At 65.5% G+C, this 11326-nt stretch carries 11 protein-coding genes; 9 read left to right on the forward strand and 2 right to left on the reverse strand.

What is annotated here, in order from left to right; translation table 11 throughout:
• Positions 1-53 precede the first annotated feature (53 nt).
• From KRR55_RS01855 to KRR55_RS01890, 8 genes are all read left to right on the forward strand, one after another.
• Positions 54-1298, forward strand: a complete 1245-nt coding sequence (locus KRR55_RS01855; protein WP_217387334.1) for a LolA family protein — start codon at positions 54-56, stop codon at positions 1296-1298.
• The gene (locus tag KRR55_RS01860) at positions 1295-2266 is read left to right on the forward strand and encodes an ABC transporter ATP-binding protein (RefSeq protein WP_217387335.1); all 972 of its coding nucleotides are present in this window, start codon (positions 1295-1297) and stop codon (positions 2264-2266) included. Before KRR55_RS01855 ends, KRR55_RS01860 begins: the two co-directional genes overlap by 4 nt.
• Positions 2256-3071, forward strand: a complete 816-nt coding sequence (locus tag KRR55_RS01865) for an ABC transporter permease (RefSeq protein ID WP_256449105.1) — start codon at positions 2256-2258, stop codon at positions 3069-3071. The genes KRR55_RS01860 and KRR55_RS01865 overlap by 11 nt, the downstream gene beginning before the upstream one ends.
• 38 nt (positions 3072-3109) lie before the next feature.
• The gene (locus KRR55_RS01870) at positions 3110-4057 is read left to right on the forward strand and encodes a hypothetical protein (RefSeq protein ID WP_217387336.1); all 948 of its coding nucleotides are present in this window, start codon (positions 3110-3112) and stop codon (positions 4055-4057) included.
• Positions 4058-4203: 146 nt separating this feature from the next.
• On the forward strand, positions 4204-5403 hold the full coding sequence (locus KRR55_RS01875) for a hypothetical protein (protein WP_217387337.1): 1200 nt from the start codon (positions 4204-4206) through the stop codon (positions 5401-5403).
• A gap of 302 nt (positions 5404-5705) precedes the next feature.
• The gene (locus KRR55_RS01880) at positions 5706-6518 is read left to right on the forward strand and encodes an excalibur calcium-binding domain-containing protein (RefSeq protein WP_336245012.1); all 813 of its coding nucleotides are present in this window, start codon (positions 5706-5708) and stop codon (positions 6516-6518) included.
• Positions 6511-7464, forward strand: coding sequence for an HNH endonuclease family protein (locus tag KRR55_RS01885; protein ID WP_336245013.1), 954 nt, complete (start codon positions 6511-6513; stop codon positions 7462-7464). Before KRR55_RS01880 ends, KRR55_RS01885 begins: the two co-directional genes overlap by 8 nt.
• Before the next feature lie 153 nt (positions 7465-7617).
• On the forward strand, positions 7618-7785 hold the full coding sequence (locus KRR55_RS01890) for a hypothetical protein (RefSeq protein WP_217387339.1): 168 nt from the start codon (positions 7618-7620) through the stop codon (positions 7783-7785).
• Between the two features lie 250 nt (positions 7786-8035).
• Here the strand turns inward: KRR55_RS01890 and KRR55_RS01895 are convergent, their stop codons facing one another.
• Together KRR55_RS01895 and KRR55_RS01900 are read right to left on the reverse strand one after the other, a co-directional pair.
• A complete protein-coding gene (locus KRR55_RS01895; RefSeq protein WP_217387340.1) occupies positions 8036-8305 on the reverse strand; it encodes a peptidase associated/transthyretin-like domain-containing protein in 270 nt (89 codons plus the stop codon).
• A gap of 228 nt (positions 8306-8533) precedes the next feature.
• Positions 8534-9676, reverse strand: coding sequence for an ROK family transcriptional regulator (locus KRR55_RS01900; RefSeq protein ID WP_217387341.1), 1143 nt, complete (start codon positions 9674-9676; stop codon positions 8534-8536).
• Positions 9677-9861: 185 nt separating this feature from the next.
• On the opposite strand from KRR55_RS01900, the gene KRR55_RS01905 reads away from it, so the two are divergent.
• Positions 9862-11292, forward strand: a complete 1431-nt coding sequence (locus KRR55_RS01905) for a sugar porter family MFS transporter (RefSeq protein WP_217387342.1) — start codon at positions 9862-9864, stop codon at positions 11290-11292.
• Positions 11293-11326: the final 34 nt, after the last annotated feature.

Genomic DNA, 11326 nt, shown 5'->3' on the forward strand with positions numbered 1-11326 from the left:
AACGCTGCCGCACCGGCGTACGGTGGAGATACCGAGATGCTTGATGGGGATTGATGGCTGTGAAACCTGCTGTGCTCAAGAAATGGATACCCGCCGTGCTGGCACCGGCAGTCATTGCGGCCTTCGCCGTGGGTGCCTCGTTCTCCGCCAACGCACAGGTGGAGCTCGAGCCCAAGACGCCGCAGCAGGTCCTGCAGATGATAGCCGGATCCAGCGTCGTCGACTTCTCCGGCACCGCCCGGGCAACGCTGGACCTGGGGATCCCGCAGCTGCCGGATCCGGGAAGCTCCGGCATGATGCAGCAACCCGGGTCCCCGGGGTCCGAAGGCGACACCGACACCGACGGTGCCCCGGAAACGGCCGGCGCAAACCTGCTGGGAATGCTCTCGGCCCTGTCTGGAACCCACGAGGCCCGCGTCTACGTTGACGGACCGGAGAAGGCCCGGATCCAGGTCATGGATGGAATGGACGAACAGAACTTCATCCGCAACGGCTCCTCCCTGTGGCACTACGACTCGGCCGAGAACACCGCCGTCCACCTGGTCCTTCCCAAGGTGCCCCGGCATGCCGGGCCGCCACGGCACACGATGCAGCCGCCAACCCCCGGCGTGGTGGCGGACCGCCTCATCGAGGCGATGGGGCCGAACACCGAGATGAGCGTGCAGGACGACACCCGCGTGGCGGGCCGCGACGCCTACATCCTCGAATTGGTCCCGCGCAGCGACGGATCACTGATTGCCAAGGTGAGCATCGGGGTCGATGCCGCCACCGGCGCTCCACTGGAGGTCGTGGTGGACGCAGTGGGGCAAGAGGATCCGGCCATCGCCGTCGGATTCACGACCTTCACCCCCGAGACACCGGCTGCGGACCTCTTTGAATTCACTCCGCCGCCGGGGGCCGAGGTGACCGAGCACAAGATCGCGAAGAAGTTCCTCGACCACAAGCCCGACCACGGCCCGCGTGCCAAGGCCAAGGCCAACGGGCACAAGATCCCGAAGCCCTTCCTTGAGCACAAGACCGGAGCCAAGGACAAGAACGCAAAGCCCGGGCCCAAGAACCCGGCAGGTCATCCCGCGACGATCAACGGCACGGGCTGGGACACCGTGGTGGTGGTTCCCGCCAAGGAGGTCCCCAAGGACCTGGCCAACAACGAACTGCTGAACCAGCTGGCCACGCCTGTCGAGGGCGGGAAGCTGCTGCATACCTCACTGCTCAACATCCTGGTCACCGACGACGGACGCATGGTCATCGGCGCCGTGACTGTCGACAGGCTGCAGGCCGCGGCCAACAACCAATGACGGCCTTGCCGGAACCCGGAGACCTGGCCATCCACACGACGGGGCTGGGCAAGAGCTTCGGAAAGCGCCGCGCGGTCAACGACCTGGACCTGGCGGTGCCGCGCGGGTCGATCTTCGGATTCCTCGGACCCAACGGTGCGGGCAAGACCACCACTATCCGGATGCTGCTGGGCCTGGCGACCCCGGACAGCGGCAGCATCTCCCTGCTCTCCGAACCCATGCCCGCCGCGGCCTCCCGCGTGCTGCCAAGGGTGGGCTCGCTGATCGAGGGGCCGGCGTTCTACCCGTTCCTCTCCGGGCGCTCCAACCTGATCCGCCTTGACTCCGCCAACCACGAATCCGACGCGTCCACCCGCGGTCGCCGCGTGGACGCCGCCCTGGACAAGGTCGGGTTGGGCAAGGCAGCACGGCTGGCGGTGCACGCTTACTCGCTGGGCATGAAGCAGCGGCTGGGGATCGCCAACGCGCTGGTCAATGTGCGCGAGTTGCTGGTCCTTGACGAGCCGACCAACGGGCTGGACCCGCAGGGAACCCGCGAGGTCAGGCACCTGATCCGGGTGCTGGCCACCGAAGGCACCACGGTCGTCGTCTCCAGCCACCTCCTCAGCGAGATCGAGCAGACCTGCAGCCATGTGGCGGTGATGAGCGTCGGAAACCTTGTCGCCCAGGGGACGCTGGAGGAATTTCGGGCCGATGGACGACGCGTGGTTTCCCTGCGCACCCCCGACACCGGCGTGGCCCTGGCCGTGCTGGCCCGACTGGGCCTTGAGGCACGACAGGATCCGGTGCCCGGCGGGCAGGACGGTGTCCTTGACGCGGCGCTGGGCCCGGAGGCACCCGAGCCCGAGCGGCTGGTGGAGGAACTCGTTGCCGCCGGTGTTCGCGTGCGCGGTTTCACGGTCCAGGCGGCAAGCCTCGAAGAGCGGTTCGTGGCGCTGACGGGGGAGGGATTCGACCTTGTCCAGTAGCGGACTGCTGGCCAACGAAGTGGCGCTGCTTTTTCGGCGCCGCCGCACCTGGGCCATGCTCCTGGCACTGGGAGCCGTGCCGGTGCTCATCGCCGTCGCGGTGCGCCTGACCTCCGGCCCGCCCACCGGGCGAGGACCGGCGTTCCTGGACCGGGTGGCGGGAAACGGCTTGTTCGTGGCGATCACAGGGCTCCTGGTGTGCATCCCGCTCTTCCTGCCGCTGACCATCGCCGTGGTTTCCGGAGACACGATCGCCGGGGAGGCGGGGACCGGGACGCTGCGCTACCTCCTCACCGCGCCGGTCTCGCGCCCGCGCCTGCTGCTGGTCAAGTTCGCCGTGGCGGCGCTTTTCGCCCTGGCCGCCGCGGCCATGGTGGCCCTGTGCGGACTGGGCATCGGGGCGTTGCTCTTTCCCACGGGACCGGTGACCCTGCTGTCGGGAACAACCATCTCCGCGCCGGCCGCGGTGCTGCGCGTGGGGTTGGTGGCCCTCTATGTTGCTGTGTCGCTGCTGGGGCTGACCATGCTGGGCCTGTTCATCTCCACGCTGACCGATGTGCCCGTGGGCGCCATGGCAGCCACCGCGGTACTCGCGGTGACCGCGCAGATCCTGGGCCAGCTGCCGCAGCTGGACTGGCTTCATCCGTGGCTGTTCACCCAACATTGGCTGGGCTTCGCCGACCTGTTGCGCGACCCGATCCGCTGGAGCGAATTCGGGCAGAACGCGCTGCTGCAGGGCGGGTACCTGCTGGTCTTCGGTGCCCTGGCCTACGGCAGGTTCGCCAGCAAGGACGTTCTCTCCTGACACTGGCGACCCGGCCTCGGGGACGCAACAATGGGGAAATGGACATTGTGGCCTGGTTGCTTGACTCCGATCCATCCATCCGCTGGCAGGTCCAGCGCGACCTGCTCGATGCCCCGGAGGCCGAGTCGGCAGCGGAACGGGACCGCGTTGCCCTCGAGGGCTTCGGCGCGCAGCTGCTGGCGCTCCAGGATGCGGGCGGGTACTGGGACAACGAGGAATACGGCGAGGACCATAGCCGCAGGTCGGTCTTCTGGACGCTGGCGCTGCTGCGCCGGCTGGGTGCCCGCCCCTCGGCCCCGGATGTGCTCGCCGCGGTGGACAAGGTCCACGATTCGGTCACCTGGAAGTACTGGGACAACCTCCCCTATTTCCATGGCGAGGTCGAACCGTGCATCAACGGAGGGGTGCTAGCCCAGGCGGCATACTTTGGGAAGCTCGGTGAGGGCAGCGAAAGGATTCTCGCACGCCTGCTGGGCGAGCAGTTGCCCGACGGCGGGTGGAACTGCGAGGCCCCCGAAAACTCCAAGGTTTCCTCCTTCGACACGACCCTCTGCATGCTGGAGGGACTGCTCGAACATGAACGGGCTGTGGGGGAGGCCCCCGCCGCGCTCGCCGAGGCCCGGACACGCGGCGAGGAATACCTGCTCAAACGCTCGGGCTTCAAGCGGCTGGGCACCGGGGACGTGGCCGAGGGCCGCTACCTGAACTTTTCCTTCCCGCCGTATTGGTTCTACGACGTGCTGCGTTCCCTGGACTATTTCCGGGACTCGGGAGGACCGGTCGACATGCGGCTGGAGCCGGCCGTTGAGGCGCTGCTGGCCAAGCGCGCCGAGGACGGACGCTGGGATTCCGGCGTCACCTGGCCCGGCCGGACGTATCTGGATGTCGATGTGCCGCAGGGCAAGCCGAGCCGCTGGAACACCCTGCGTGCGTTGCGGGTGCTGAGCTGGGCAGGCGTGGAGGCCGAAGACCTGATCCGGGACTAAGCGCCACGGGGCCGGAGAGGAGAAGTTCTCGAAGAGTTAATGCCCATCCGGCCAAGTGTTGGTTTCGGTGCGGCAACGTGGGGGAAGTGCGGGTGTTGGGGTGCCCGGACCACGTCTGCCCCATCGCACCCAAGGACATCCACACCATGCCCAAAAAACCCTGGCTCGCCACCGCGGCCCTCTCACTTTCCCTCGTCCTGCTCGCCGGAGCCGGCATCCCCGGCGCGGCGCTGGCCGCCGGCGCCCCGGATCCGCAGGGCCCTCCCGTGCACGCGGCACCCGAGAAAGCCATCGACGGATACCCGCAAATCATCGAATCCGGCTCATGGGACGCCGGGCACATCCAGGGCGTCGCCATCGATGAAAAGGGCGGCTTCGTCTACCACTCGTTCACCAACATGCTGGTGAAGACCGACCTGTCCGGCCACGTCATTGGCACCGTCGAGGGCTTCACCGGGCACCTGGGTGACCTTGACTTCAACGCGCACGACGGCCGGGTCTACGGCTCGCTCGAGTACAAGGCGGCCGAGTCCTTCTACATTGCGATCTTCGACGTCGAGAAGATCACCGGGGTAGGCATGGATGCCGAGGACTCCGGCATCGTCACCGCCGTCCACCTGGAGGAAGTGGCCAAGGACTTCACCGCCGACCTGGACGGGAACGGGGTCTTTGACGGCGACACCGCCAACACCGCCGACCACCGCTACGGTTCCAGCGGGATCGACGGCGTTTCCTTCGGCCCGGCCTTCGGTTCCGCCAACGGCAAGCAGCAACTGATGGTGGCCTATGGGGTCTACCGCAACCTCAATCGTGAGGACAACAACCACCAGGTCATCCTCCAATACGACGTATCCACGTGGGGTGAATTCGCCCGCCCGCTGACCCAGGACGATCCGCACGTCTCCGGCCCCGCCACCGTGGGTGCGAAGTACTTTATCCACACCGGCAACACCAACTTCGGGGTCCAGAACCTGGCCTACGACGAACACAGCAAGAACTGGTACCTCGGGGTCTACCGCGGTTCCAAGCCGGGTTACCCGAACCGCACCCTCTACGTCGTGGATGGCACAGTGGCCCCTGCCAAGGGCGTTCTTGAGGGCCAGCCCGGTAACGAAACCGGGCTTCTGGTGCCGTTGCTTCAGGCCGGGATCCCGGACGAGACCACCGGGATCTTCGGCTGGGAGTTCAAGTCCGATGTCGGCATCGAGCCGGTCGGCCATGGCTACTTCTATGTAGCCCGCGACTTCGACGACTACTCCAGCGGGCACAAACAGGAAGCCGCGACGCTGGAGCTATATCGGTGGACCGGCTCCGGCAGCGCCGGATTCGAGCGGGTGGTCCGCTAACAAAGTTGGCCAAGACATCCGGAGGCGGGTCAGCGCAACTTGTGCTGTCCCGCCTCCGGCGCGTTAATGAACGGGGTTCACAATCGACGTACCCCCGAGTGCATATATGTAGGTCAGTCGATGGTTACGACGATTCAAGGCATCGTTCGCCAGGGTAAGAAATGACCAATTGGGAAATAGTGGCTATGGTTTGGCCTATTGGTTGGATTAGTTGAAGCTATGGGGAAATCATGACTTGGGGTAGAGAACCAGCGCCGTCAAACAGACGCACAAATAAGAGATGGATATGGTTGGGGATCGCCGTGCTGACCCTCATCCTGCTGGCAACCTCCGGCGCTCTGCCGGGGCTGATGATTCTTGTAGGTCTGATTGCCCTGGTCCTGGGCATCGTGGCGTTGATGGCCAACGGCATCAAATGGGCAAGGATCCCGAACCGGAAGATCGGCGCCGGCGTCGCCGGCGCGGCATTGATACTCACATTTGCCGGAGGGGCGCTGAGCGGAACCGACGGAAACATGAGCCCGGAGGCTTTGGTCGAGGAGCCTGCGGCGGCCGAAACACTTCCGACCGATCTCGCGAGCCATGTCGGCAAGCCCTGTGAATTCGACTATCAGGTCATGACCCAGGGAGCCGCGAGCAATTACTGCGATGCGGATTCGGCAGGTGTCCTGGTCTGGGTCGACCAGGAGACCCATGAGCGAGCCGAAGCCGATCTGGCACTGGCACGCGAAGCCGAAGCCAAGAAGGCCGCCGAAGCGAAAAAGCAGGCGGAAGAAGCCGCCGCTGACAAGGCGAAGGCGGATGCCGACGCCAAGGAAGCGAAGGCGGTCGCCGCCGCGAAGGCGGAGAAGGCTGCCGAGGCCAAGGCCGCCAAGAAGGCTGCGGATGCCCAGGCAGCAAAGGTCCGTGAACAGGAAGCCCGGGCCGCCCGGGTCGCCGAAGAAGCCCGCGAGGAGCAGCAGGCGGCCGAGACCAAGATGCAGACATTCACCGGCAGCACGTCCTACGCGAACTGCTCAGCGGTAAAGGCTGCGGGAGCGGCACCGATCTATAGGGGCGATCCGGGCTACAGCAAAAAACTTGACCGGGACGGCGATGGTGTCGCCTGTGAGTAGTAGCGCCAGATCGACACTCTTCGGTGCCGGGGCGAAGGAACCCCAGCTGCCCCGAAATGGGTTTGGATCTGCCGTCCCGCTGTCGGCCGTGCTGCTGGCACTGGGCCTGGTCCTGACGTCCTGCGCGGGGACCGGCGCCGAAACGCCCGCCGTTGCCGCTCCCGTCATCTGGTCCGAGGCGCCCTCCGCCGAACCACTTGTGATTTGGTCGGAGGCGCCCGAGCCCACCCCAATCGTTGCCGAACCAGCGCCTGAACCTGCGTTGGAAGAAACACGTCCGACGGTCGAATCCTCGAAGTCTCCTTCGCCTGAATCCGCGGCCCCGACTGCATCTTCCGGGACGGGAAGTGGCGCGAAGGGCAAGCCGGGAACGACGCTGCACCAGCTCGCCGGCATTCCCGTCAAGGGGAGGGCGCCGAAGACGGGCTACGAGCGAAGCCTGTTCGGCAGCGGCTGGAAGGATCCGGACCGCAACGGCTGCGACGCCCGCAACGACATGCTGCGCCGGGACCTGGGCGGGATCGCCGTGAAACCGGGAACAAATGGCTGCGTCGTCACCAGCGGGGTCCTCTCCGACCCATTCACCGGAAAGCGGATTGATTTTGTGCGTGGCCAGGGGACCAGCACCCAGGTCCAGATCGACCACGTGGTCGCCCTGTCCGATGCCTGGCAAAAAGGTGCGCAAAAGATGTCCGAGCAGCAGCGGGTGTCCTTTGCCAACGATCCACTGAACCTTCTGGCGGTCGACGGTCCGTCCAATGCCTCAAAAGGAGATTCGGATGCGGCAAGCTGGCTTCCGCCCAACAAGTCGTTCCGCTGCTCCTACGTTGCCCGTCAGACTGCCGTTAAAGCCAAGCACGGATTGTGGATGACCAAGGCCGAACATGAAGGCATCAAGCGGATCCTCACCACGCAGTGCCCGAACCAGACGGTCCCGGCCGGCTAAGGCACCGGGCGCCGGTCAGGGTCGGATTTCGCAGTCACCTGGCTTGAATTCCTCGGCCCGGGCTTAGTCGCATCCTCTGGCGGGAGACTGTTGCCAAGAGCCTGAACTGGTGCCACGGTTGGGGTATCCGAACCCTTTCCCGGGAGGCACGCCATGGGCAACAACCATCACGAGGACGAACGCTACAAGAAGTTCTACGACCGTCCGCCGCACGGCGAGGTGCCCAAGGACCCCCGGCTCAAGGAAGCCATGGAAGCCGGAACCGAGCCCGTCGAACACGGTGCGGCCGAGGGTACGGATTCAGATTCTTCCAAGCGTTGAGAAAAATGCTGATAACACCGTCGGTCCAGGAATCACCGTCCTGGCCATCGCCCATGACGAGAAGAACCGATGCTAAATGGCGGCATTCTGTCAGTCAGCGCGATACGCATCAACGGGCAGCAAAATGCTTGCTTGACCACTATTGAGGTCCCTGCGCCGGGTGTTGATTGTCCGCCGGGGGATCGATTGGGCTGGCTGCAGGGGACGCCGGCAACACATTGGGCAAATGGAAGCCCCGGGCAATGTTCGGTTACCGCTTGGATGAGCCGGGGCTGACCGGCACAAACTCGACAATTTTGTTCCGGGCCACCGGCTTGCCCTTGTTGCGGTCAAAGCCCTTGGCATCCAGGGCGTTGGCCAGCCGGAACGCGGCATTGGCGGCTTCACGCAGTTCATTCAGGCGCTGGCCCGTGAATTCTTCCTGTGTGCCGTCGGTAAAGATGACATTAACCCGTGCGCCCTTGGGGTAGATGGCACGCATGCGAACGTTGCCGTCTGCATCTTGCTTGAGAGTAATCATGTGGGACTCGCCTTCGTGAATGTGAAGGCCCATTCTTTCGCATTTCGGGCGTAAACGCATGCAACGCCGCGTTGGCGCGCGGATCCTCGGGGAAGCGATGCGGGCGGCGAAGGTGCTGGGCGGGTGCATGGCGATGTGGGATGAAAACGCGATGGCCTCGGTTCCACGTATTGACGCCGTCAGGTTGTCCCCGATACGGCGCCGCCGGTCCGGAAGGGAAACCTCGCCTCAGCAGCGGTAGCTGCTCCAGAAGCGGGATTCAGCCATGTCCCGGGCGGCCAGGCTGGCCCCGGTCAAGGGAGCGTCCTCGCCCAGGGAGCCGGACAACACCTCCAAGCCGGAATTGAGCAGCAGCGGTTGCAGGGCCACTTCGAGCAGCCGCATGAAGGCGGCGCTTTCGGCGATCGGGCCGCTGAGCACTACTGCCTGCGGATCGGTGATGGCGGCGATGTTGCTGATCTGCCGGGCAATGGCCTCGACAAAAAGTCGCGCGTTCTCCGGGGTGGGGGTGGAGGCTAAGAGGGACAGGCACCCGGCGACGTCCAGCCGGTCCCTGCCCGGGGTCGCCACTCCGTATTCCAGCAACTGGCTGATCAAGGTTCGGCCTCCGGAGCGCAGGTAGCTCAGCTCGCCGGCAGCACCGTGTCGGCCGCGCTGCACGGTTCCGGTCATCACCAATCCGGCGCCGATGCCAGGACCCAGATAGACCAGGATGAGTTCGTCGATGCCGCGGGCAACGCCGATGCGCTGTTCTGCCAGGGTCGCCCAGTTGACGTCGTTGTCCATGCGGACGGGCCCGCTGCAGACTTCGCGCAACAGCGCGGCAACGTCGCCCCGCCCTTCCGGAAACGCCGAGGCCGGAAGGACCATGGCCCGCTGGGAAACCGGATCCACGGGATTTCCCTGCGAGGCGGTGGCGGCCAGGCACGGCGAGCCGGTGGCGGTGACTGCGGTGGTGACAAGTTCGCGCAGGGTTGCCTCGAATTCCGCCGGCGTCGTCGAATCGGGCAGGTCGCGGGCGGCATCGTGGAGCAATTCGCCGCGCAGGTCGTGGGTTTGCACCCGGGTCCGCCCCGCAGCCGCAGCGAGCGAGAGCGTGTGTCCGTAGGCGGGATCCAGGTCGTAGATCTCCGGTATCCGGCCCCGCTTTTTCGCCGGCGGCGTTTGGATTGTTCTCAGCAGGCCGGTTGCCGAGAGGCGCATGGCCGCCTCCGACGCGGTGGGGCGCGAGAGCCCCGTGGACGAGGCGATGTCGGCGCGCGAGCTGGGGCCGTGGACCAGCAGGTGCTCCAGGAAACGTCGGTCGGTCGCGGCGGCCAGCGTCCGCGGCAGGGGCCCGGCGGCGGCTCCGGAGGGGGCTCCGGTGGTCATGGAATGGTCCTTTGGTTAGGCAGTCTTTCCAAATACTATCGCAGTGCCCTATGCTGGACATCACAATATTTAGGCTCCCTTACTAATTGAGTCTTACTAATGGATCCGAGGAGATTTCAACGTGGACCAATCTCATGGGCTGCCGCAGGCACAGCTGGACGCAACGGGCGGATTCGAGGGCACCGATGCCTAAGGCGACGCGCGTAGCGGCCCCGGACCAGAACGACGGACGGGTGACTGCCAGGCTGGTGGGCATGGCATCGGCCGCCGCACTGGGCGGATTCCTCTTTGGCTACGACAGCGCGATCATCAACGGAACCGTTGACGCGGTGCGCGAGCAGTTCTCGCTGGGTTCGGGCCTGCTGGGCTTCACTGTTTCCTGCGCCCTGCTGGGTGCCGCACTGGGGGCCTGGTATGCCGGGGTGTGTTCGCAACGCTTCGGCCGGGTCCGCACGATGCTGGTCGCCAGTGCCCTGCTTTCGGTCAGCGCGGTCGGCTGCGGGTTCGCCTTCGGCGTGTGGGACCTGATCTGGTGGCGTTTTGTCGGCGGCATCGGCGTGGGCTTTGCCTCGGTGATTGCACCGGCATACATTGCCGAAATCGCACCCTCGAGGCAACGCGGACGCCTGGCCACGTTGCAGCAACTCGCGCTGGTCAGCGGCATCTTCCTCGCGTTCCTGGCTTCAGCGATGATCGCCCGGCTGGCCGGGGGAGCGGCGCAAAGCGCGTGGCTGGGACTGGAAGCCTGGCGCTGGATGTTCCTGACCCTGCTGGTGCCATCGCTGGTCTACGGGATCCTGGCATCGCGGCTGCCCGAGTCCCCGCGTTACCTCGTGGAGAAAAACGACGACGAGGGTGCCCGGCGGGTGCTCATCGGCGTGGTGGGAATGGAAGCGGGAGCGGCGACCGAAAGCAAGATCGCCGAGATCAAGTCGACGGTGAACCTCGAGAGGCGACAGCGCTTCGCTGATCTCTTTGGCGGCAGGTTCGGATTCAAGACCCTGGTGTGGATCGGCATCCTGCTCTCGGTCTTCCAGCAGCTCGTGGGCATCAACGTGATCTTCTACTACTCCACCACGATGTGGAAGTCCGTCGGGTTCCAGGAATCCGACTCGTTCACGATCTCCGTGATCACCTCGGTCACCAACATCGTGGCAACCATTGTGGCGATCTCGCTCGTGGACAAGGTGGGCCGCAAGCTGCTGCTGCTGGTCGGCTCCGCCCTGATGACCCTCTCGCTGGGAACCATGGCGGTGGCCTTCGCCCAGGCTGTCACCCTGAATGGGGAGCTCAGCCTCCCAGGCTCCTGGGGCATGGTCGCGCTGGTGGCGGCGAACCTGTTCGTCGTCGGATTCGGCGCCAGCTGGGGACCGGTGGTGTGGGTGCTGCTGGGGGAGATGTTCCCCAACAACATCCGGGCGCTGGCCCTGGGCATCGGTGCCGCGGCGCAGTGGCTGGCGAACTTCGCGGTCAGCACGACCTTCCCGACGCTCGCCGACCAGGGTCTGCAGGTCGCCTATGGCCTCTACGCGGGATTCGCGTTGCTCTCGTTCATCTTCGTCTGGCGCCTGGTGCGCGAGACCAACGGTCGCCAGCTCGAGCACATGACGCTCTGATTCCCCGGAGCATCGCGGGTCCTGGGGACCTCGC

Source organism: Paeniglutamicibacter quisquiliarum, assembly GCF_019084045.1.
Classification (GTDB): Bacteria; Actinomycetota; Actinomycetes; order Actinomycetales; family Micrococcaceae; genus Paeniglutamicibacter; species Paeniglutamicibacter quisquiliarum.

Excerpts from the sequence above, each read along its gene's own strand:
- KRR55_RS01855 (WP_217387334.1), top strand. The coding sequence starts at position 54 with ATGGCTGTGAAACCTGCTGTGCTCAAGAAATGGATACCCGCCGTGCTG.
- KRR55_RS01860 (WP_217387335.1), top strand. The coding sequence starts at position 1,295 with ATGACGGCCTTGCCGGAACCCGGAGACCTGGCCATCCACACGACGGGG.
- KRR55_RS01870 (WP_217387336.1), top strand. The coding sequence starts at position 3,110 with ATGGACATTGTGGCCTGGTTGCTTGACTCCGATCCATCCATCCGCTGG.
- KRR55_RS01875 (WP_217387337.1), top strand. The coding sequence starts at position 4,204 with ATGCCCAAAAAACCCTGGCTCGCCACCGCGGCCCTCTCACTTTCCCTC.
- KRR55_RS01890 (WP_217387339.1), top strand. The coding sequence starts at position 7,618 with ATGGGCAACAACCATCACGAGGACGAACGCTACAAGAAGTTCTACGAC.
- KRR55_RS01895 (WP_217387340.1), bottom strand. The coding sequence starts at position 8,305 with ATGATTACTCTCAAGCAAGATGCAGACGGCAACGTTCGCATGCGTGCC.
- KRR55_RS01900 (WP_217387341.1), bottom strand. The coding sequence starts at position 9,676 with ATGACCACCGGAGCCCCCTCCGGAGCCGCCGCCGGGCCCCTGCCGCGG.
- KRR55_RS01905 (WP_217387342.1), top strand. The coding sequence starts at position 9,862 with ATGCCTAAGGCGACGCGCGTAGCGGCCCCGGACCAGAACGACGGACGG.